Here is a 21,222-nt window from a genome sequence, read left to right on the forward strand (position 1 = left end):
GGGCTCCCGCCCGTGGCCGACCGGGGGCCAGCGGCTCTGTCGTGCCTACTTCGGGACCTCGTAATCGCCACCGAGCAGCACCGTGACGTCGGCGTTGGACGCCGCCTTGCCCTTCTTCACGGCCTTCTCCGGCAGCCCGAGGGTCTTGGCGACCTCGACTGCCCTGGGCTTCTGGGCCTCGTCCGCGTACAGGACCTGAGAGGACGAGACGGCATCGGCCTTGCCGGCGTCCACGAAGGAGTAGCCGCCGTTGGCAAGGACGATCCGGGCCGCCTCGGTGGCATCGGCGTTCCCTGAGGCGTTACGGACCCCCACCCGCACCGCCGCGCCCTGCTCGGGGGCGCTGACCTTGCCGCCCAGGACGTCCTTGACGACGCGGTCGCTCACCTCCTCGCTGAGCGTCCCGTCCTGCTGGACGGGCAGCAGCGCGGTCTTGTAGTCACCGCCCTTGGCGTACTCCGACAGCGTGGCCAGCGAGACGCCCAGGTCCTTCTCGGGCAGTGAGGGGTCGAGGATCTGTGCGAGGGTCTCGATGGTCACCGTGGCGGCCTTGGGGTCGCTGGAGAGCTTCCGCAGCACCCCGTACATCACCTGGCCGAACCGCTGGAGCTGGGCGGCCTCGGGCTCGCCGCTGCCCCGGTAGGTGGCGTAGCCGACCGCCATCCTGCCGTTGAGAGTCTGGCTCTCCCCCTTCTTGACCAGCGGCTGCTCGCCCTTCTTGGCGCCGGGCACTTCGGTGTTGGTGGTGAGGTCGACGCCACCGACGAGCTCGACGAGGTTCTCCAGGTAGGGGGTGTCGAGCCGCCAGGTGCCGGTGATCCTGGCGCCGAGCAGGGTGCCGATCGACTCACGGGTGCCCGTGGAGCCGTCCTCGTCGACGGACTTGCCCAGGGTGGTGCCGACGCCCTCGTCACTGGCCACCGCGAGCGAGTTCGGAAGCAGGACGGTGGTGCCCTGCTTGGTGGTCTCGTTGTCGACGAGCAGGGCGGTGGAGGTGCCGCCCTTCTTGGTGTTGTGCAGATGGACCACGATCACGTCCCGCTTCTGCGGGCCCGACGCGGCGTTCTGCGCACCGCCGGAGCCGCCGGTGCCGGGCAGTCTGCCGGTGGACCAGAGGTATCCGACTCCGCCGACGACCGCGAGGGCCAGGACGACGACGAGGGCCACGGCTCTGTTGCGGCCCCGGCGCTTGGCTTCCTCGCGGCGCTCGGAACGGCTCTCGGTGAACTTGAGCCAGTCGATCACGTCCTCGGAATCCTCGTCCGGCTCCTCGATGAACGAGAACTGCTCGGTCCGGTACTCGGGCCGGCCGGCGGTGCCGGAGTCGCCGTCGTCTGCGGGGCGGCGCGGGCCTGGTACGGCGGCGGTCCGGTCAGGTTCCGAGTGCGCTTCGGGGTCCGGCTCCCTGTGGTGCGGGGTGGGGTCGTCGTAGCTGTCGTACCGAACGCGGCCGTCATGGCTGTCGTAGCCGTCGTCGTAGCCATAGGCCGGACCCGGCTCGGGGGCTTGCTGAGTGGCGCTCGGCGGCGGGGCGACCTGCTGACCGTAGGGGTCGTAGCCATGCTGCGGCTGCTGCTGCTGGGCATACGAGTCGGTTCCGTACCCGTAGTCGTAGCCGTACCCCGGCTGCTGCTGCGCCTGCTCCGGATACTGCTGCTGCTGTCCGTACGGATCGTAGCCGTGGGGCTGCTGGGAGTGCTGGGGCTGCTGATAGACCGGCTGACCGTACTCGTCGTAACCGATGATCTGCGGCTGCTGCGAGTAGTACGGGTCGTACGGGTTCTGCTGATCGTTCACCCTTGCCCCTCTCCCTGTCTCACTCGCCGCGGTACAGCTCGCGCTTGTCGATGTAGCGCACCACACCGTCCGGCACCAGATACCAGACCGGATCCCCCTGCGCGACCCTCGCACGGCAGTCGGTGGACGAGATGGCGAGCGCCGGTACCTCCACGAGCGAGACGCCGCCCTTGGGCAGTCCGTCGTCCGTCAGGTCGTGGCCCGGGCGTGTGACACCGATGAAGTGGGCGAGCGAGAAGAGCTCTTCGGCGTCCCGCCAGGTGAGGATCTGGGCGAGGGCGTCGGCGCCGGTGATGAAGAAGAGGTCCGAATCGCTGTTGAGGGAGCGCAGATCCCGCAGGGTGTCGATGGTGTACGTCGGACCGCCGCGGTCGATGTCGATGCGGCTCACCGAGAACTGGGGGTTGGACGCCGTGGCGATGACCGTCATCAGATAGCGGTCCTCCGCCGGGGAAACCGCCTTGTGGCTCTTCTGCCACGGCTGTCCTGTCGGCACGAACACCACCTCGTCGAGGTGGAAGAGGGCGGCCACCTCGCTCGCTGCCACCAGGTGGCCGTGATGGACCGGGTCGAATGTCCCGCCCATGACGCCGAGCCGGCGCTTGCCGCCCCTCGTAGGCAGATCCTGCTGTCCCTTACCCATGCGTGCAGAGCCTACTGGCACGGCCATCCGGCCCCGTATCAGCGGTCGCGGTTGAAGCGGGTGGTGATCCACAGCAGAAGCAGCAGGGCACCGAACGCGCCGAAGCCGGTGAGGTAGGGGCTGAGGCTTTCGTGGTTGCCACCGTGCTCTGCGCCCTCTGCGAGGGTGACCAGGTTGGCGGCGGTGCTGGCGAGGCTCATCTTCTGCAGGCCCTATCGATCGGGAGTCGGAGCGGAGACTTCGCGCACATCGTATGCGCCGGGTGCGGACACGCCCACGCCGACTCAGTCGTTGCCGCGGCCCTCGGTTGTCCACAGGCCCGGCGGCGCCGCAACCTCAGCCCCTAATCTGGGGTCTGTCAGGAGGACGGGCCGGAGACGGACCGCCAGCACTGGTAAGAGGAACAGGGGGCATACGATGACCGACAGCAGTTCCGGGAACGAGAAAGTGCCGAGCAGGCAGCGCCAGCGCTTCCCCGACATCTCCTCCCGGGCATACGAGCATCCGGCGGACCGATCGGCGCTGGTGGCGCTGCGCAAGCTCAGCGGCTTCGACACCGTCTTCAAGGCGCTGAGCGGGCTGCTGCCGGAGAGAAGCCTGCGGCTGCTCTTCCTCTCCGACTCCGTCCGGGTCAGCGACGCCCAGTTCGCGCACCTCAACGACATGCTGCGCGACGCCTGCTACATCCTGGACCTGACGAAGGTCCCGCCGATGTACGTCACGCAGGACCCTAAGCCCAACGCGATGTGCATCGGCCTTGACGAGCCGATCATCGTCGTCACCACCGGTCTGGTGGAGCTGCTCGACGAGGAGGAGATGCGGGCGGTCATCGGTCACGAGGTGGGACACGCCCTGTCCGGCCACGCGGTGTACCGGACGATACTTCTCTTCCTGACCAATCTGGCGCTCAAGGTCGCGTGGATACCGCTCGGCAATGTCGCGATCATGGCGATAGTCACGGCGCTGCGCGAGTGGTTCCGGAAGTCGGAGCTCTCGGCGGACCGCGCCGGACTGCTCGTGGGCCAGGACATCCAGGCGTCGATGCGGGGCCTTATGAAGATCGCCGGTGGCAATCACCTGCACGAGATGAATGTCGACGCCTTCCTGGAGCAGGCCGAGGAATACGAGGCGGGAGGGGACCTGCGCGACTCGGTGCTGAAGATACTCAACCTGCTTCCCCGCTCCCATCCCTTCACCACGGTGCGTGCCGCCGAGCTGAAGAAATGGGCGGAGAGCCGCGACTACCAGCGGATCATGGACGGCCACTACCCGCGCCGCGCGGAGGACAAGGACACGTCCGTCACGGACTCCATCCGCGAGTCGGCCGCGCACTACGCGGATTCGGTACGGACGAGCAAGGATCCGCTGATGAAGCTGGTCGGCGACATAGCCGGGGGCGCAGGCGATCTGGGCGGTCGGCTGCGGGACAAGTTCACGGGCGCGGGCGGCGCCGGCGGGAGCCAACCGTCAGAGGAAGGCGGCAAGGGCTGAAGCCCTGCCGTACGGGAGGTCAGGTGGCGGGCTGAGCGGCCGGCGGGGCCGACTGGGCGCCGGGGGCGAGTGAGCCACAGAATGCGGCAGCGGTCCGTCCGGTCTGGTACGGGTCGGTGCCGGCCGGGCCTGTGCCGGTCGCCCGCTGGCCCGCCAGCAGGGGCTCCAGGGCACCGGAGGGGTCGGACGCGCAGGCCATCGGACCGGCCTGGGTGTAGCTGGAGAGCAGCTCCGCCCGGTGGGTACGCAGATCGTCGCGGTCGAAGCGGAAGTGCAGCTCGCGACGGACGGTGAAGAGGGAGGCGTCGTTCACACGCGGGGCGGTGTCCGCGGGCCGGAGCGCGTAGGTGAAGGTGTGGTCGGAGGTCACCTCGAGCGTGTTGGGGCCGGCGTCGGTGACCCGGAGGGTGCCGTGGACGCGTATCTCCGGGTCGGCGAGCTTGGTCTTCGCGGGGTCGAAGCGCACCAGCCAGCCGGTCGCCGCGTGGCGGCCGTCGTTGACCGGGGCGTCGACTGAGCGGTCGAACTGTTCGATCTGGTCCGGATCGAGCAGCGCCCGCACCGGCCGCGTCGAGGTGCCGTTGAGCACCGCGGGATCGAGTGACGAGTCCACCAGGTAGTCCTTGGCTATGGTCAGCGCGGTCATGACCTGGCTCTCGGAGAAATTCCTGGTGGGCCTGGCGGCCGGAAGGGTGATTCCGGCGCCTCCGGAGCGGTACTCGGCGGCCGGGCTGTGCGCGTACAGCCGGTCGGGGTCACCGCCGGGCACGGGACCCTGCGGGGCCAGGGGTATCACCATGCTCCGCAGCGCTTCAGCGGGCTGGGCGGGCGCCGGCTGATAGGGATGGCGGACGCCCATGTAGATCGCGGTGCCGAAGGCCACGGCGATCAGCAGGACCAGCAGGACGGCCTGCTTCGCACCGGTCCACACCCGCCAGCCGGGGCGGCTGCGGACGGCCCTTGCGTGGTCGCCCATGCGCTCCCGGGCGGAGAACTCCTGGAGGCGGGCAGCACGGACGAACGATTCGTCGAAGACGACGGATCCGTATTCGTCCTCACCTCCGCCGGGGAGCCCCTCGGGTGTCCCCTCAGGTGGGTCTCCACGCCCTGCCATATCTTCAGGGTAGGTCTGGCGGGCCCAACGTAAACGCGGAGCCGAGCGGCAAGTTCGGACAAGCGTTCACCTAGCGCGCCTGCCCAGGCCGGGGGTCAGGACTCAGGGGATGCGGGGGACAGCGGGGACGGGAGATGCCATCCGGTCGGGTTCCGGGTTCGCCGAGGGCTGGTCGACGCCGGTCGTGGCGGGCGGGGGGACGCTGTCCTGGCGGTTGGCCGACGCGCCCCGGTAGACGGCGGTGAAGGCGAGGGCGACCATGCCTATCCCCATCACCAGCGCGAGCACCCAGGCGACGGGCCGGTGCCAGCGGGCGGAGCCGCGATAGGGGCGCAGGGCGCCGCCGTGCGGTCCGTAGGGGTCGAGGTCGTAGGGACCGCGGTCGTCGGCGCCATAGGCGTCGTAGAGGCGCTCATGGCCGTACGCACCGCCCGAGCCGTACCCGTCGTCGTAGAGCTCGTCGTCGGCGGCCCCGGCACCCGCGCGCGCCCGGGCGGCCTCGGCTTCGGCCCGGGCCTGGGCAGCGGCAACCCGCCGCTCGGCGGCGGAAGGCTCATGGAAGCGGGCGGCCCGGACGAAGTCCTCGTCGAACACCACGGAGGCGAAGTGCTCATCCGCGCCTCCGCGGTCGTCGTCGGGCTCCCAGCCGTCCGGAAACGGCCTGCCCCCCACGTCGTCCGGCACGTCTTCAGAGTAGACCGGGCCCGGGATTTTGGGCAGGGAGTGCGGGGAACTGCCCCGCACCCCCCGTCACCTGGTGTGACCGTCGCCGGTGACGATGTACTTCGTCGAAGTGAGCTCGGGAAGCCCCATCGGACCCCGGGCGTGCAGCTTCTGCGTGGAGATGCCGATCTCGGCGCCGAAGCCGAACTGGCCGCCGTCGGTGAAGCGGGTGGACGCGTTCACAGCCACGGTGGTGGAGTCGACCAACTGGGTGAATCTGCGGGCCGCGGCCTGGGAGGTGGTGACGATGGCCTCGGTGTGGCCTGAGGACCACAGCCGGATGTGCTCGACGGCCTTGTCGAGGGAGTCGACCACCGCGGCGGCGATGTCGTAGGAGAGGTATTCCGTCTCCCAGTCCTCCAGCGTCGCGGGCACGACGGTGGCCTTGGTGCCCTCGGCGTAGGCCAGTGTCCGCTCGTCGGCGTGGACGGTGACCCCGGCTTCGGCGAGGGCCTTCAGGGCACGGGGGAGGAACTCGGCGGCGATGTCCTGGTGCACCAGGAGGGTCTCGGCGGAGTTGCAGACGCTGACCCGCTGCGCCTTGGAGTTGATCAGGATGCCCACGGCCATGTCGAGATCCGCCTGGGCGTCGACATAGACATGGCAGTTGCCGGTGCCGGTCTCGATGACCGGCACCGTGGACTCCTCCACGACGGTCTTGATGAGGGAGGCGCCACCGCGCGGGATGAGCACGTCGACCAGGCCGCGGGCCCGCATCAGCTCACGGACGGAGTCGCGGCTCTCGCCCGGCACGAGCTGGACCGCGTCGGCGGGCAGCCCGGCTCCGCCGACGGCGTCGCGCAGCACCCGCACCAGCGCGGTGTTGGAGGCGTAGGCGGAGGAGGAGCCGCGCAGCAGCACCGCGTTCCCGGACTTCAGGCAGAGGGCCGCGGCATCCACGGTGACGTTGGGACGGGCCTCGTAGATGATGCCGACGACGCCGAGGGGGACGCGGACCTGGCGCAGATCGATGCCGTTGGGCAGCGTGGAACCGCGCACGACCTCGCCGACGGGGTCGGGCAGGGCGGCGACATCGCGGACGTCCGCGGCGATGGCGCGGACCCGCTCCGGCGTCAGGGTCAGCCGGTCGATGATCGCCTCGCTGGTGCCCGCCTCGCGGGCACGGGTGATGTCCTCGGCGTTCGCCGCGACGATCTCGGCCGTACGCACCTCGAGGGCGTCGGCGACCGCCAGCAGGGCGTCGTCCTTGACCGCCCGCGGAAGTGGCGCGATCTCGGCGGCGGCAGCGCGAGCCCGGTAGGCGGCCTGGGTGACCGGGGACATGTCGTCGTACGGGGAGAGCGAGGTCATGCCCGCAGGGTAATGCGCCTGCCCCGGACACCCCGCACCGTATCCCGCACTGCGAGACGGACCACCGCGCGGCCCGGCGCACGGACCTCAGTACGGATGGACACCGACGGGGGCCGCGGGCGGCAGGCCGTAGCCCTCCGCGATGCGCTGGTGGTAGGTCTCGCGGTCGATGACTTCCAGGCCGACGATCTCCCAGGGCGGCAGCTTCGCACTGGAGCGGTGCTCGCCCCACAGCCGCAGCGCCACCGCGGCGGCGTCGTGCAGATCGCGTGCCTCTTCCCAGTAGCGGATCTCAGCGTGGTCGTTGGCATAGCGGCTGGTCAGCAGGAACGGGTGGTCGTGGGCCAGCTGTTCAAGACCCCGTCTGACCTCTTTGAGCGGGGTCTCGGCCCCCGAGACGCACAAGGTGATGTGCCAGAGCCTGGACATCGCCGCATCGCCCTCGGCCACCTCCGCGGTGCCGGGTTCCTTGAAGTCGGCACCCGCCTCCACGCTGGTGAGGGCGCGCTGCTCCCCCACGGGCCTGCGGGTGCGTGCTGTTGCGCTGCCTCCTGTCCCCCGGGGCGCCGCCCCTGGGCGCGCTCGTCTCACCGACGGCCTCCTGTTGATCCGTTGCCGTGCCCGGACCCCGCCCTGCCCCCATGACGGATGTCCCTCTGACAAAGTTCCCCCGACAAAGTTGACCAGTCCCGGGGCGCACATGGGGCGGTTTTGCTGAACGTCCTCATCAGAAGGCGGGACTTTCAGCCGTTTCGGAGCCCTTTTCGTAGCGACACGGGAGGGTTCAGTGGGTCAGGACGACGAGATCGTCCCGGTGCACGACCTCGCGTTCGTAACCCGGACCCAACTCCTTGGCGAGCTCGCGCGTGGAGCGGCCGATGAGCTTCGGGATCTCCTTGGCGTCGAAGTTGACGAGCCCACGGGCCACCGGCCTGCCCCCGGCATCGCGTAGCTCCACCGGGTCGCCCGCACTGAACTCGCCATCGACCGCGGCGATTCCGGCCGGCAGCAGCGACTTCCTGCCCTCGACAACGGCCCGCACGGCCCCGGCGTCCAGCGTCAGCGAGCCCTGCGGGGTCGACGCATGGGCCAGCCACAGCAGGCGGTCGGCGCTGCGCCGCCCGGTGCGGCGGAAGTAGGTGCCCGTGTCCCGCCCGGCGAGGGCGTCCGCGGCCCGGCTTGCGGAGGTGAGGACCACGGGGACACCCGCGGCCGCGGCGATCCGGGCAGCCTCGACCTTGGTGACCATTCCCCCGGTGCCCACGCCCGCCTTGCCCGCCGAGCCGATCGAGATGCCCTCCAGGTCGGCGGGGCCCTTGACCTCCTCGATCCTGGAGGTTCCGGGCTTGCTCGGGTCGCCGTCGTAGAGGCCGTCCACATCGGAGAGCAGCACCAGCAGATCGGCGCGTACGAGGTGGGCCACCAAGGCGGCGAGCCGGTCGTTGTCGCCGAAGCGAATCTCGTCCGTGGCGACGGTGTCGTTCTCGTTGACGACCGGGACCGCGCCCATGGCGAGGAGCTGGTCGAGGGTGCGGTAGGCGTTGCGGTAGTGGGCGCGCCGGCTGGTGTCGTCGCTGGTGAGGAGCACCTGTCCGACGCGTACGCCGTAGCGGGCGAAGGAAGCGGTGTAACGGGCGACGAGCAGGCCCTGTCCGACGCTGGCGGCGGCCTGCTGGCGGGCGAGGTCCTTGGGGCGCCGGGCGAGTCCGAGCGGGGCGAGTCCGGCCGCGATGGCGCCGCTGGAGACCAGCACGATCTCCTTCTCGCCGCCGCTGCGGACCTTGGCGAGCACGTCGACGAGTGCGTCCACCCGGTCCGCGTCGAGGCCGCCCGCGGCGGTGGTGAGGGAGGACGAGCCGACCTTGACGACAATCCTGCGGGCGTCCGACACGAGTTTCCGGTGTTCCCTTGCCACTGACCCCGCCGCCCCTGACTGCCTTGCACCTGTCACAAGGCGAATCTATGCCAGGGGGTGAGCTCGGCGCTCACTCATTTCAGCCGGTGGACGAACCGCCCGCCGACGCCGGCGGGGCCGGCCACCCGGTCCGCCACCCGGCGGGCCAGACGGCGTGCCCTGCGTGCCGTCCGTCTAAGCAGTGGCAGTCGCGGCTCGATCCGCCGCTCGCCGATCTGTTCGGTGACCGTGATCTCGTAGGCCGCCAGCGGGATGCCCGATTCCGGCTCCGCGGCGTCGAAGTGCGGATACGCGAGGTAGGCGCGGCCACGGCGGTGCACCACGTCGGGCAGCCGTCCCTGCTGGCAGAAGTCCAGCACATCCCTGAGCGGGCCGGGACGGCCGAGAGCCACGCAGGTGAGCCGCAGCCGCTGCTCGACCCTGAGCCGGCGCGCGACGCCTGGTGTCCAGTAGGCGGCCATCAGCGGGGCCGCCAGCTCCAGCTTGTGCCGCAGATACTCCTCGGGCTGGCGCAGTACGACGGGGCCGAACTGCGGCAGCAGGGTGACCGTGAAGGGTCTGACCATCAGCTGGTCGCGGCGGGTGCCGGGCGGCAGGTGCCCGGCGATCAGCCCCATCAGGACGCGCGCCGAGTCGAAGCGGGGCGCGTAGCCACCGGTCTTGGTGAGGTGTTTGCCGTCGTCGCGGCCGACGAGGTAGTAGCAGACACGGTCGGCGACGACGGAGATTCCCGAGGCCCGCAGATACGCCTCCATCGTGAACAGCGCGTCCTCGCCGGTGCGCAGGGACTCGTCGAACCTGATGCCGTGCCGGGCGAGCAGTTCCCGCCGGAACAGCTTCTGCGCGCTCAGTGCGTACTTGATGTTGGAGGTGTAGAGGTCGGCCCGCTCCACGGTCCGGGTCCACATCGACGTGGCGACACCTCGGTTGACCCCGACGACCTTGCCGAGGACGACGTCGGTGCCGGCCCGGTCGGCCATCGCGACCAGAGCCTGGAGCGCCTCGCCCCCCAGGTGGTCGTCGGCGTCCAGGAAGAAGACATACCGCCCGCGGGCCAAGGCCAGGCCGACGTTGCGCGGACCTCCGGGGGCACCGGAGTTGGGCTGGTGCACCACCCTCATGGGCACCGGTGTCCGGGCGGCGAACTGATCGAGGTAGGCCCCCGTGCCGTCGGTCGAGCCGTCGTCCACGGCGACGATCTCCATCCGCTCCGGTGCCAGGGTCTGGGACTCGACGGAATCGAGGCACTTCACGAGATAGGGCATCGCCTCATAGGCGCCGATGATCACGCTGACGTCGGGACACGGGACGCGCGCGCTCCCCGGGGCGGGCTCGGCACAGCTGTCGGCCATCAGCCCATCGTGCCCAGCCCCCGGTCCCGGGGCCGTTCGGCACGCGGAACGGCCCGTGAGTCCGCCCCGGTCGGGGGCGGGCTCACGGGCCGTGTGCCTGCCGTGGTGGTCAGCCGGCGAGGGAGCTGGTGGCCTCCGCGCCGTCGTTCTCCTTGGCCTTGTCCTCGACGCGGGCCGCCGCCGCGGCGCTCTCCGTGCCGTTCTCGGCGTCGGACTCCCGGTCGAGCTCACCGATGGCCTGCGTGCCGATGCGCTGTGCCACACCGGTGTTGCGTGCCTCGGCCTTGGCCGTGAGTGCCTGGACCGCGGCGTTGAACTGCTCGATGGAGGTGGGCTCGTCCGGCCCGAGCAGGTACTTCTTCAGCTCGGCCCTGGCGTCGGCCAGCGGGTCGGCGGCCGAGTCGGACACGGCGGCCAGCAGCTGGTCGAGCTCCGCGGCGCTGTTGGAGAGGATGACCGCGGCCCGTACGGCGGTGTTCTGCCGCTTGAACTCGTCGGCGCCCAGCTCGGCGGAGTCCGTCACCGCGTAGGGCTTGCCGCTCGCGATGAAGTCGGAGACGACGCTGGAGATGTCGGAGACCATGCCGTCGGACTCGTTGAAGCAGTCGTACAGCTTGGGCTCGGAGCCGGTCACCACCAGGTGCTCCCACCAGCCGGTGGTACGCCAGTAGGCGTCGTTCCACTGCTCCCGCAGCGTCTTGGTCTCGGCCAGGCGCTGGGGGTCGGCGAGGGAGACCCGCGACACCTCGGCCTCGTCGCCGCCCGCGCGGCCGGGCTTGGCGAGTTCGGCGAGGCGGGCCTCGATACGGGTCAGCTCGGCGCGCGCGGCGGCCTGTGCCGGCTGCGCGGCGGCGGCCTCCTCGGCCCAGCGGGGGTCGGTGGCGCGTTCGGCGGCGGCGCTCCTCACCATCGCCGTGATCCGCTGGTGGATGGCCAGGGCCTTCTTGTTGCGGATGCCGGTGAAGGGGTGCGGCTTGTAGATGAGGCGCACCGGCCGCTCGGCCTCCAGCAGCCTGCGGACGATGTTCTCGCCCGCGAGCAGCAGGGAGGTGTTGCCGGGGTTGTTGTCCCAGCCCTCCCAGGTGGGGGCGTACAGGATGGTGGGGATGAGGTTCCTGGTGCCCTTGGCGCCGGTCTCGATGGGCGCGAGCTGAGGGCGGCCCACCTCGACGATGTCCTCGTCCCGGACGCCGACGTCGGCGAGGGCGTAGCGGTCACGACCCGCCCGCCCGGCGGTCCACACCTCGTCGTACACCTTGGAGTACGGGTTGACGCTGGCGAGCTTGTCGCTGTCGCCGTGGCCGATGAACACGTGCTTCATGGTCGGCACCCGCAGCATGTGGATGTTCTTGCCGACGTTGGCCGGGTAGAGCGTGACGCGGATCGTGTCCAGGTTCATCGCCATGAGGTGCTGTCCGCCGGGGATGCACAGCACGGGCACGGAGGTCTCGTTGAGCTTCGTGACGAGACCCCGCTCACGCATGATGATGAGCGGCCGCCCCTCGAGCTGCTCCATGGTCTCCAGCCACATGTTGACCTGGTAGGCGGACTCGTCCGAGCCGGAGAAGTACAGCGCGACGGTGGGCTGGTACTCGCCCAGCCACTTCTGTACGGCCTTGAGCACGGCGGGCGCGGACGGCACCCGGCGACCGCGGCGCAGGAAGGGCACGAGGGCGGCGGTGTAGAGCAGTCCGAGCCCGATGGTGACCGCGACGCCGATGTATCCGACGAGGTAGCTGCCGGTGCCGGCGGCGATGATCACGCCGGCCATGGCGGGGATGTCGAGGTGCAGCATCTTCTCGCCGGAGCGGCGCAGCAGGGCGCGCGGCGGGGCGTCCGGGATGCGAACGGCGTGGAGGTCGACGTTGCGCGTGACGACCGGCATCGTCCTGCGCAGCCGGATCAGGGTGGCCAGGGCACCCTGCGGGGCCTGGAGACCGTAGAAGAGCAGGAAGCAGGCGACCGCGGCGTAGAACAGCGGCTGCTCGGCGAGGCCCTCGCGGGCGAGCAGCAGGATCAGCAGCAGCTGCCGGAGCAGGAAGCGGATCGGCAGACCGGCCCTGACCTTGTTCAGCCGGTTGACCAGATAGCTGCCGCGCTGGTGCAGATACCAGTCGGCCGCGTATGTCACGGCGGCGGACACCGCGAACATCCACAGGTTCGGGATGAGCGCGGCGCCCAGCACACAGAGATAGCCGAGCGGCATGAGGACTGCCGCGGCCAGCTCTGATCGGCTGCCTACACGTGCCAGACGAATGGCGGTCGAAATCACGAAGAACCTGCCTCCAAAGCTGCCGGTTGTTTCACAATCGCAGGAATTTGTGAAGGCAGTGCTTCACGCAATCGGGCCTCTGCATCGCCTAAGCGCTAAGCCGTGGCAAATTCAGAGGCCCGATGAGCGATTAACGATCTTAGCGGCGATAGCGGTGGATTATTACACATCTTCCTGTCGGTCGAGCACGGACGCCAGGGCCTGCTCGAACCCGCTCGCCTCGCTGGCCTCGCGGGTCGGGTCCTGCTGCCGTACGTCGATGACATGGCCGGTCATCTCGGAGAGCAGCACGTCCAGCGAGGTCCGGGCCACGGCCTCGGAGGACAGCAGCGAGCCGTCCGGTTCCTGACCGAACGCCTTGGTGCGCATGGGCGTCGCGGTGCGCTCCGGGTTGACGCAATTCACACGGATTCCGTCGGCCGCCCATTCGTCGGCGAGCGCCTGGGTGAGATTCACCATGGCGGCCTTCGTCGACGAGTAAAGGCTGTATTCGGCCCGGCCCCGGGTGTAGCTGGAGGAGGTGTAGAGAAGCAGCTGCCCCTTGGTCTCCACCAGATACTTGTACGACGCACGCGCAATCTGGACGGGTGCCAGGTAATTGACGTTCAGCGCTTCCTGAATGGTCGCGTTGTCGGTCTCGGCGAGCTTGCCGATACGCAGGACGCCGGCGGTGTTGATGACGTAGTCGACCCGGCCGCTCTCGGCGTAGGCACGGGACAGCGCGTCGTCCACGTGCTCCGGGTTCTCGACATGGGTGCCGGTGGTGGAGCGGCCGAGTGCGTACACGTTGGCGCCGTACCGCTCGGCGATCGAGGCGATGTCGGCGCCGATGCCGTACGAGCCGCCGAAGACGACCAGGGTCTTGCCCTCCAGCAGCTCGCGGTACGCGGCCTCGTCGGCCTGGCGCGGGGCGGCGGTCGAGGCGAGCTGGAAGAGCTTGTCCGCGATGAAGACGTCGACCGGCTGGGTCACCTTCATGTTGTACTCGTCACCCGCGACGACGTAGATCGGCACGTCGGGCAGGTACTTGAGCACGACAGTGCAGTCGTCCGTGGCCTGGAAGTTGGGATCACTCGCGGCGATCTCGTAGGCCCTGCGGATCGTGGAGAGCTTGAAGGCCTGCGGGGTCTGGCCGCGGCGCAGCCGGGAGCGGTCCGGGACGTCGGTGATGAACTCGCCGTCCTCGCCATGGGTGCGGGTCACGATGATCGTGTCCGCGGAGGGGATGGCGACGTCGACGGCCTGGTAGCGGTCGAGGGCCTGCACGCAGTCCGCGATCACTCGCTGTGACAGAAGCGGACGCACCGCGTCATGGAAGAGGACGTTGGCGTCCTCACCCTCCGCAAGGCCCTCCCCGAGGGCGGCGATGGCCCGCTCGGTGGTCTCGTTGCGGGTGGCGCCACCCTCGATGATCCTGCTGACCTTGGTGAGTCCCGCCTTGGCGACGATCTTCTCGACGTCGGGCACAAAACCCGGCGCCATCAGCACGATCACGTCGTCGATGGCCTCTGCCTGCTCGAAGATCGTGAGGGTGTGCTCGATGACTGCCTTACCCGCGATCTTCAGCAACTGCTTCGGGATCGCGAGCCCCACCCGCTGACCGGTACCTCCGGCCAGCACGACAGCTGTGGTGCGGGTCTTGGCTTCATGCGGCACGGACACAGACGACCTCTACCTTGCGTTGATGGGGGGACGGTGTGATGGTCGCACTCTGCGTGACGGTCCCGCAAGGCGCGCACCGGGCGCCCCGCACTGCGCCGAAACCCTGCGTTCACCCTGTGGCCAGGGAGATTTGCGGGGATGTGGGCGATGGCCGGGGTGACTGATGCCACATGCGTCCGGTGTCTCACTGCGTTACGTCGTTACTTAGCCGCTTTGTCGACGACGTTGATCACGAGTTCGTTTCCTGCGCTGAAGAAGATCTTCACCCTCACCTTCTCCTGCGGCCCCCGGCGCAGCCGTCGCAGCACCGCGCGCAGCCGTGCCAGCGGGCGCGCCTTCAGCAGATCCACTGCGGGGTACGGGTGGACCGTACCCTTCTCCACCACATCGTCGAGCACCCTGCCGATCCTCGCGGGCTCGGCGCCGGGGGCGTAGCGCAGCCACAGGTCCCAGACGTCGTGGGCGTCCGCCTGGATACGGACGGGCGCGGTGAGCGGAGCGGTGCAGCGGAAGCCGTCGGTGCCGACGCGGACGCCGGGGAACTCCAGCTCGCCGGGGATCTTGCCACGGCGGCGCAGCAGGAGGGCGGGATCACCGGTGAGTTGCCCCTCACCGAGCAGACGCCCGGAAACGGTGATGCCGCGGTCGGTGACATCGACCGCGGCCGACTCGGCGTGAACCGGCCGCACCCAGGACCGCAGGGCGAGCCCGCCGTGACGTACATAGGGGACGAGGGAGCGCACGGGAGCCCCTGGGTGGACCCGCTCCGCGGCACGCATCGCTCCGCGCTGGTCGACGGAGCGGGTCACCAGCGGAGGGCGCTGTCCGGCGGGCCCGGCCTCTGCCGTGTGGCAGGTCCAGATGCCCTCGGCGAAGTCGTCGTCCCCGGGGACGGTGGCGCAGCCGCGCGCGTCGAAGGGGAAGGTCCGGTCGGGTACGGAGGGGTCGGGGTGGACGCAGACCAGCGCGTCGGCATCGGACCGCTGTCCGAGCAGGGTCACCGTGATCGACCCCGACTCCTCGGCGACACAGTCGACGCGGAGGGGAACGGCAGCGTCCGGGTCCCTCATGGCGTCCGGTTCGGGCGGTCCCGCGGTGCGAACCACCCGGGCCCGGGCCCCAGGGGCCTCGGCTCCGGAGCCGGCACCCAGATCCGCGAAGAGCTCCTCGTACTGCTTGGCCACCGGTCCCGGGTCGAAACGGCGCGCGTGGGAGAGCGCCGCGGCGCCCATCCGGCGGCGCAGATCCTCGTCGTCGATGAGGCGCAGCAGTGCGGCGGCGATGGCATCGGTGTCACCGACGGGGACGAGGAGCCCGTCCACACCGTCGGCGATGATCTCGCGGGGCCCGTAGTCGCAGTCGGTGCTCACGACCGGAAGTCCGCAGCGCATCGCCTCGACCAGGGTCATACCGAAGGACTCATGGCGGGAGGTGGACACGGCGACGGCGCCCTTGGCCCACTCCGGCTCGATCGGGGAGCGCGGACCCATGAGGTGGATGTGGTTGTAGAGGCCCAGTGCGTCGATGCGCTTGCGCAGTCGCTCCTTCTGCCCGCCCCAGCCGCAGATGCGCAGGGTCCACTCCGGGCGCACGGCCACGACCTTGCCGAACGCCTCGATCAGCACGTCGTACTGCTTCTCGGAGGCCAGCCGCCCGGCCGCGACGACCGTGGTGCCGCTCAGATCGGCGGGGGCGACCATCGGCTCGGGCACGCTGTTGGGGATGGACAGCACCCGGGTGCCCGGCAGCGGCATCCGCTCCCGCCACACCGCCGCGTCGCCCTCGGACACGGTCACGAACGCGTCCATGGCCGCGAGGTGCGGCCTCAGCTCATCGCGCAGCTCTGGCTTGTGGTGGTTGTGCGTCATGTGCTCCTGGCCGATGAGCACGGCGCACCCCGGCGCGAACTGGGCGACATAGGCGACCAGTCCGGGCCGGGTCCCGATGACCACATCCGCGTCGGACGCGGCGTAGTGGTCGCGCACCCGCTCGTCGGAGAGCTTGCTGTACTCCTTGAACCGCGCCTCGCGGGCGGGGAAGCACTCGGCGGGCTGGAGCGCCAGCGGGTGCTTCAGCTCGTTCGTGGGCGACTTGGGCCGGGTGTCGATGAGCGGTACGACGGTGATGCGGGGGTCGATCGCGAACAGCGGCTCGTCCCGGTGCCGGAAGACAGAGACGATCTCCACCTCATGCCGCCCGGCGAGCTCCTCCGCGAGGTTGAGCGTCGTGCGGATGGTGCCGCCGATGCCGTAGATCGTATGGATGAGGAAGGAGACCTTCATCAACGCCCCGTTCGGTTCCCGTTGAGGCTCCTGTCACCCCAACCCCCGAGTGCAAGACGGAGATTGCGGGCGCCAGGTTGCTCCTCGCAGGGACCCGAACAGATCTGCTGTTTCCGGCTGGAACCGACTGGTACCGGCCGAAGCCGGTCAGTGACGTCTAGAACGGATTGAAGTCGTCGTATTCGCGCTCGGCATCGTCCCGCTCGGCGTCGCGATCCTTGCGGCGCTGGGCCGCCGGGCGCGGGGCCTCGAAACGGTGGTCCTCACCGCGCCGGCCGAGCATCTCGGCGCCCGCCATCATCGTGGGCTCCCAGTCGAAGACGACCGCGTTGTCCTCGGGGCCGATGGCCACGCCGTCGCCCGAGCGGGCACCGGCCTTCATCAGCGCCTCCTCGACGCCGAGGCGGTTCAGGCGGTCCGAGAGATAGCCGACGGCCTCGTCGTTGTTGAAGTCCGTCTGACGGACCCAGCGCTCCGGCTTCTCGCCGCGCACGCGGAAGAGACCGTCCTCCTCCTGCTTGACCGTGAAGCCCGCGTCGTCGACCGCCTTGGGACGGATGACGATCCGGGTCGCCTCCTCCTTCGGCTTGGCCGCGCGCGCCTTCGCGACGATGTCGGCCAGCGCGAAGGACAGCTCCTTCAGTCCGGTGCGCGCCACCGCCGAGGCCTCGAAGACCCGGTAGCCGCGCTCCTCCAGCTCCGGGCGGATCATGTCCGCGAGGTCCTGGCCGTCCGGGATGTCGATCTTGTTGAGCACCACGATCCGGGGGCGGTCGTCCAGCCCGCCGTACTGCTTCAGCTCCTCCTCGATGACATCGAGGTCGGACACCGGGTCACGGTCGGACTCCAGCGTCGCCGTGTCCAGCACATGCACCAGCACGGAGCAGCGCTCGACGTGCCGCAGGAACTCCAGACCGAGGCCCCGGCCCTGACTGGCACCCGGGATCAGGCCCGGCACATCGGCGATGGTGTAGACGGTGGAGCCGGCGGTCACCACGCCCAGGTTCGGGACGAGGGTGGTGAAGGGGTAGTCGGCGATCTTGGGCTTCGCCGCGGACAGCACCGAGATCAGGGAGGACTTGCCCGCGCTCGGGTAGCCGACCAGCGCCACGTCGGCGACGGTCTTGAGCTCCAGCACGATGTCGCCGGCATCCCCCGGCACGCCGAGCAGCGCGAAGCCGGGCGCCTTGCGGCGTGCGGAGGCCAGGGCGGCGTTACCGAGCCCGCCGCGACCGCCCTCGGCCGCGACATACGTCGTGCCGTGTCCCACCAGGTCGGCGAGCACATTGCCCTGTCCGTCCAGGATGACCGTGCCGTCCGGCACCGGCAGCACCAGGTCCTGTCCGTCCTTGCCGGACCGGTTGCCACCCTCTCCCGGCTTGCCGTTGGTGGCCTTGCGATGCGGCGAGTGGTGGTATTCGAGCAGCGTGGTCACGGACTGGTCGACGGTGAGGATCACATCACCGCCACGGCCGCCGTTGCCCCCGTCGGGGCCGCCGAGAGGCTTGAACTTCTCCCGGTGCACGGAGGCACAGCCGTGGCCCCCGTTACCCGCGGCGACATGCAGCTCGACGCGGTCCACGAAGGTGGTCATGGTGGTGTGCCCTCCAGAGCGGGGAATGTCTCGGACGTGATCTCTACTGGGTAACACGCGAAAGGCGGACCCTCTTCCCGTAGGGGAAGAAAGGTCCGCCCTCGCGAAAAAGTCGTTCTACGGGGCCTGGGTCAGGCGACCGGAACGATGTTCACGACCTTGCGGCCACGGAACGTGCCGAACTCGACCGCACCGGCCTGGAGCGCGAACAGCGTGTCGTCGCCGCCACGGCCGACGCCCGAGCCCGGGTGGAAGTGGGTGCCGCGCTGGCGGACGAGGATCTCACCGGCGTTGACGACCTGACCGCCGAAGCGCTTCACGCCGAGCCGCTGAGCATTGGAGTCGCGACCGTTCCGGGTGGACGATGCGCCCTTCTTGTGTGCCATCTCTTCTCAGTCCCTTACTTCGCAGCCGTGGGGATCGCCGTGACCTTGATCGCCGTGTACTGCTGGCGGTGGCCCTGACGACGGCGGTAGCCGGTCTTGTTCTTGTAGCGCAGGATGTCGATCTTGGCGCCCTTGTGGTGGTCCACGACCTCGGCCTCAACCTTGATCCCGGCCAGCACCCACGGGTCGCTGGTCACGGCGTCGCCGTCGACAACGAGCAGGGTCGAGAGCTCGACCGTGTCGCCAACCTTGGCAGTGGAAATCTTGTCAACCTCAACGATGTCGCCGACAGCAACCTTGTGCTGGCGACCACCGCTGCGCACGATGGCGTACACGCGGATCTCTCTCTCACTCGAACAACGGGAACCCCTGATGCCAGCCGCCCGCACGGGCGGAACCCGTGACTATCCGCAGAGAGATGGACGACCTCTCCAGGCCGAAGGACCCGGAGGAAGGTGCTCAGAAGCCGGCGCGCATGGAAACACGCCGAGGGTCAAGGTTACGGGGCGCCACTCGGGGGGTCAAACCGGGTCCGGTAGCACTCTCGGAGCCTTGGGTGAGCACGGACACGCGGTCGCGGGGACCGGGGCACGACTGCCGGATCGGCGCGGGCCCGGCGAGGCCGCGCGACTCGATGGCTCATACACGATGGGCCGGATTTCCGCCAACTCCGGGCTTTTTCGCGCCTACTCGTGTGAGTGATCTTGCACATATGGTTCACGAAAACTCAAAGCTTTCACATACGATCCACAGCCATCACCACGTCATTCCCATGGGGGGTTTACAGTCATGGCTGGAAAGAGGCGTGCCGACATCGGCCGCAGGCGGTTCATCCGACTGGCAGGCGGCGGCGCGGCGGGGGTCGCGGTGGCCGGGGGTGGCACCTTCACCGCCATGGCAACGGGAGTGTTCGACGAGCCTCAGCCCGATCTCTTCGCGCGTATGCCGAGGTCGCTGGCGCTGAGCCTGCCCCAGACTCCGGCCGAGGCAGTACCGCTGCCTCCCCTCCCGGACCCCCTCGAGGGCGGTACGGCCACGATCAACCCGGCGCGGCGCATTCCGTACGCGGACAGCCGGCCGAACACCCGGGCCGTCGAGAAGGACGTGCCGACCACTCTGCCGTTCGCATTCAAGCGTGACGGCTTCAAGATCGTGGAGGATCTGCCGGAGGCCCTGCGGCCGTGGCGCAACCGGCCGACCCTGTGGGCGAACCTCTCCCCTTCGACGGGCGAGTACCACCTGAACTCCCAGGGTGTGTACATGAAGTACCCGAGGAAGGCGTCCGGTGGGTACAGCTCCGTCGGGTACGACCACCCCGTCGGCCAGATCCAGTTCGGGCTCGGCTGCATTGCCAGCTACCGCAACGAGAGCGACCCCACCCGCAAGGCGCTCTTCCTCAAGCGCGCCAAGGCCCAGGCCGACCGGCTGATCGAAAAGCGGGTCGAGACCCGGGGTGCCTGGTACTTCCCGTACCCGTGGGACTACTCGCACGAGGTGCACAGTGGTGTCTCCTACAAGGCCCCCTGGTACTCCGGTATGGCCCAGGGCGAGGCGATCAGCCTCTTCGCCCAGCTCGCGCAGCTCGACGGGATCACCGAGAAGGAGCGCACCCTTTACAAGGGCGCGGCGGACGGCGCCTTCGCCTCACTGCTGCGCGCCGACAACGCCTACCCCTGGGTCGTGGCCAAGGACCGTGCCGGCTACGTGTGGATCCACGAGTACCCGTTCAAGACGCCGGGCACGGGCGACTTCACCTACAACGGCATGATCTTCGCCATGTTCGGCATCTGGGACTACTTCCAGCTGACCGGCAGCGAGCTGGCGCAGGAGCTGTACGACGGCTGCTGCACCACGATCGCGCGCTACTTCTCCCTGCTGCGCAATCCGCGGTGGTTCTCCTACTACTGCCAGGCCCACCGCATCCCGGCGAGCACGTACCACCACCACCACATCACTCTGTGGCAGCAGCTGCACTGGCACACCAACAGCAAGCGGTTCGCCAACCAGCTGGACCAGCTGGTGGACGACTTCCCCAGCCCCGGGGTGCAGGCGGGCGCGACGATCGCGATCGCCAAGGGCAGCCACACCCTCTACAAGCTGGACACGAAGGTGGTGGAGGTCACGCAGAACGGCAAGAAGGTGAAGGTCGACACCGGCGACTGGTACGAGAACGAGAAGACAGGCGCCGGCAAGGACAAGATCCTCAGCCGGAAGAGCGTCACCTTCAGCAGGGCCACCCAGGCGCCCGTCGACAAGCGGCGCCGTATACAGGGCGCGGGCATCTGGTACCGGATCAGCGCGGGCGCGTACAAGGGCCTGTGGATCGGCGAGTCGTGGCCGAACGTCTTCCTGCGCGGTGAGCACCTCGCGTTCACGTACCGGGTCGAGCGCACCCTCACCTTCCGCACCGGCACCGACATCACGTTGTTCAAGTTCGGCCCGGACGGGGTCGCGGGCACCATGAAGACGAAGCGGTACACGACGGAGCAGACCGCGACCTTCGACCGGCGGTCCGTGGTCAACGGCCGGCCGATGTGCCGGATCTCCGCGGGTGAGTTCGCCGGCCAGTGGGTTCCCGCGAACCAGGTGATCGCCGACGGCGTCTGATCACGCAGTCGCACATGGAGCAGATGCATACGGGGCCCCCGCCCCCGGCCCACCGACGAGGACGGCCGGGGGC

17 protein-coding genes are annotated in these 21,222 nt (G+C 69.4%); 2 read left to right on the top strand and 15 right to left on the bottom strand.

Annotation, left to right across the window (positions count from 1 at the left end; all coding sequences use genetic code 11):
• Nucleotides 1–45 precede the first annotated feature (45 nt).
• Genes ACFV6V_RS29715 through ACFV6V_RS29725 form a run of 3 tightly spaced genes read right to left on the bottom strand, consistent with a single transcriptional unit; the run spans nucleotide 46 to nucleotide 2,640 of the window.
• A complete protein-coding gene (locus ACFV6V_RS29715; protein WP_385570932.1) occupies nucleotides 46–1,797 on the bottom strand; it encodes a LytR C-terminal domain-containing protein in 1,752 nt (583 codons plus the stop codon).
• A gap of 19 nt (nucleotides 1,798–1,816) precedes the next feature.
• Complete coding sequence (gene nadD, locus ACFV6V_RS29720; protein ID WP_385570933.1) at nucleotides 1,817–2,440, bottom strand: nicotinate-nucleotide adenylyltransferase; 624 nt, start codon at nucleotides 2,438–2,440, stop codon at nucleotides 1,817–1,819.
• Nucleotides 2,441–2,478: 38 nt separating this feature from the next.
• Complete coding sequence (locus ACFV6V_RS29725) at nucleotides 2,479–2,640, bottom strand: hypothetical protein (protein WP_385570934.1); 162 nt, start codon at nucleotides 2,638–2,640, stop codon at nucleotides 2,479–2,481.
• A 217-nt stretch (nucleotides 2,641–2,857) separates the two neighbouring features.
• Here ACFV6V_RS29725 and ACFV6V_RS29730 point away from each other — a divergent pair, with 217 nt between their 5' ends.
• Nucleotides 2,858–3,931, top strand: coding sequence for a M48 family metallopeptidase (locus ACFV6V_RS29730; protein ID WP_385570935.1), 1,074 nt, complete (start codon nucleotides 2,858–2,860; stop codon nucleotides 3,929–3,931).
• Between the two features lie 19 nt (nucleotides 3,932–3,950).
• Here the strand turns inward: ACFV6V_RS29730 and ACFV6V_RS29735 are convergent, their stop codons facing one another.
• The 12 genes from ACFV6V_RS29735 to rplU all read right to left on the bottom strand — a co-directional run bounded on the left by ACFV6V_RS29735 (nucleotide 3,951) and on the right by rplU (nucleotide 18,877).
• Nucleotides 3,951–5,045 (bottom strand): hypothetical protein, encoded by a 1,095-nt coding sequence (locus ACFV6V_RS29735; protein ID WP_385570936.1) that lies wholly within the window; start codon nucleotides 5,043–5,045, stop codon nucleotides 3,951–3,953.
• Nucleotides 5,046–5,147: 102 nt separating this feature from the next.
• Nucleotides 5,148–5,729 carry a hypothetical protein gene (locus tag ACFV6V_RS29740; protein WP_385570937.1) on the bottom strand — a complete coding sequence of 194 codons (582 nt, stop codon included), beginning with the start codon at nucleotides 5,727–5,729 and terminating at the stop codon, nucleotides 5,148–5,150.
• A gap of 66 nt (nucleotides 5,730–5,795) precedes the next feature.
• Nucleotides 5,796–7,079 carry a glutamate-5-semialdehyde dehydrogenase gene (locus tag ACFV6V_RS29745; RefSeq protein WP_385570938.1) on the bottom strand — a complete coding sequence of 428 codons (1,284 nt, stop codon included), beginning with the start codon at nucleotides 7,077–7,079 and terminating at the stop codon, nucleotides 5,796–5,798.
• Nucleotides 7,080–7,166: 87 nt separating this feature from the next.
• Nucleotides 7,167–7,670: a hypothetical protein gene (locus ACFV6V_RS29750; RefSeq protein WP_385570939.1), complete on the bottom strand. Its 504-nt coding sequence runs from the start codon at nucleotides 7,668–7,670 to the stop codon at nucleotides 7,167–7,169.
• Between the two features lie 193 nt (nucleotides 7,671–7,863).
• Nucleotides 7,864–8,970 (bottom strand): glutamate 5-kinase, encoded by a 1,107-nt coding sequence (proB, locus tag ACFV6V_RS29755; protein ID WP_385570940.1) that lies wholly within the window; start codon nucleotides 8,968–8,970, stop codon nucleotides 7,864–7,866.
• A 98-nt stretch (nucleotides 8,971–9,068) separates the two neighbouring features.
• Nucleotides 9,069–10,346, bottom strand: coding sequence for a glycosyltransferase family 2 protein (locus ACFV6V_RS29760; protein ID WP_385570941.1), 1,278 nt, complete (start codon nucleotides 10,344–10,346; stop codon nucleotides 9,069–9,071).
• A 109-nt stretch (nucleotides 10,347–10,455) separates the two neighbouring features.
• The gene (locus tag ACFV6V_RS29765) at nucleotides 10,456–12,618 is read right to left on the bottom strand and encodes a hypothetical protein (RefSeq protein WP_385570942.1); all 2,163 of its coding nucleotides are present in this window, start codon (nucleotides 12,616–12,618) and stop codon (nucleotides 10,456–10,458) included.
• Nucleotides 12,619–12,780: 162 nt separating this feature from the next.
• Nucleotides 12,781–14,280: an SDR family NAD(P)-dependent oxidoreductase gene (locus ACFV6V_RS29770; protein WP_385570943.1), complete on the bottom strand. Its 1,500-nt coding sequence runs from the start codon at nucleotides 14,278–14,280 to the stop codon at nucleotides 12,781–12,783.
• A gap of 200 nt (nucleotides 14,281–14,480) precedes the next feature.
• Entirely contained in the window at nucleotides 14,481–16,562 is a 2,082-nt protein-coding gene (locus tag ACFV6V_RS29775; protein ID WP_385570944.1) for a glycosyltransferase family 4 protein, read from the bottom strand.
• Nucleotides 16,563–16,719: 157 nt separating this feature from the next.
• Entirely contained in the window at nucleotides 16,720–18,156 is a 1,437-nt protein-coding gene (gene obgE / locus ACFV6V_RS29780; RefSeq protein ID WP_385570945.1) for a GTPase ObgE, read from the bottom strand.
• Between the two features lie 131 nt (nucleotides 18,157–18,287).
• Entirely contained in the window at nucleotides 18,288–18,542 is a 255-nt protein-coding gene (rpmA, locus tag ACFV6V_RS29785; RefSeq protein WP_142151933.1) for a 50S ribosomal protein L27, read from the bottom strand.
• A gap of 14 nt (nucleotides 18,543–18,556) precedes the next feature.
• On the bottom strand, nucleotides 18,557–18,877 hold the full coding sequence (gene rplU, locus ACFV6V_RS29790; protein WP_030211179.1) for a 50S ribosomal protein L21: 321 nt from the start codon (nucleotides 18,875–18,877) through the stop codon (nucleotides 18,557–18,559).
• 454 nt (nucleotides 18,878–19,331) lie between these two features.
• Here rplU and ACFV6V_RS29795 point away from each other — a divergent pair, with 454 nt between their 5' ends.
• Entirely contained in the window at nucleotides 19,332–21,149 is a 1,818-nt protein-coding gene (locus tag ACFV6V_RS29795) for a D-glucuronyl C5-epimerase family protein (protein WP_385570946.1), read from the top strand.
• Nucleotides 21,150–21,222 lie beyond the last annotated feature (73 nt).

The sequence above is a fragment of the Streptomyces sp. NPDC059828 genome (genome assembly GCF_042731955.1).
Taxonomy (GTDB): domain Bacteria; phylum Actinomycetota; class Actinomycetes; order Streptomycetales; family Streptomycetaceae; genus Streptomyces.

Excerpts from the sequence above, each read along its gene's own strand:
- nadD (WP_385570933.1), bottom strand. The coding sequence starts at position 2,440 with ATGGGTAAGGGACAGCAGGATCTGCCTACGAGGGGCGGCAAGCGCCGG.
- ACFV6V_RS29725 (WP_385570934.1), bottom strand. The coding sequence starts at position 2,640 with ATGAGCCTCGCCAGCACCGCCGCCAACCTGGTCACCCTCGCAGAGGGC.
- ACFV6V_RS29730 (WP_385570935.1), top strand. The coding sequence starts at position 2,858 with ATGACCGACAGCAGTTCCGGGAACGAGAAAGTGCCGAGCAGGCAGCGC.
- ACFV6V_RS29735 (WP_385570936.1), bottom strand. The coding sequence starts at position 5,045 with ATGGCAGGGCGTGGAGACCCACCTGAGGGGACACCCGAGGGGCTCCCC.
- ACFV6V_RS29745 (WP_385570938.1), bottom strand. The coding sequence starts at position 7,079 with ATGACCTCGCTCTCCCCGTACGACGACATGTCCCCGGTCACCCAGGCC.
- ACFV6V_RS29760 (WP_385570941.1), bottom strand. The coding sequence starts at position 10,346 with ATGGCCGACAGCTGTGCCGAGCCCGCCCCGGGGAGCGCGCGCGTCCCG.
- ACFV6V_RS29775 (WP_385570944.1), bottom strand. The coding sequence starts at position 16,562 with ATGAAGGTCTCCTTCCTCATCCATACGATCTACGGCATCGGCGGCACC.
- obgE (WP_385570945.1), bottom strand. The coding sequence starts at position 18,156 with ATGACCACCTTCGTGGACCGCGTCGAGCTGCATGTCGCCGCGGGTAAC.
- rpmA (WP_142151933.1), bottom strand. The coding sequence starts at position 18,542 with ATGGCACACAAGAAGGGCGCATCGTCCACCCGGAACGGTCGCGACTCC.
- ACFV6V_RS29795 (WP_385570946.1), top strand. The coding sequence starts at position 19,332 with ATGGCTGGAAAGAGGCGTGCCGACATCGGCCGCAGGCGGTTCATCCGA.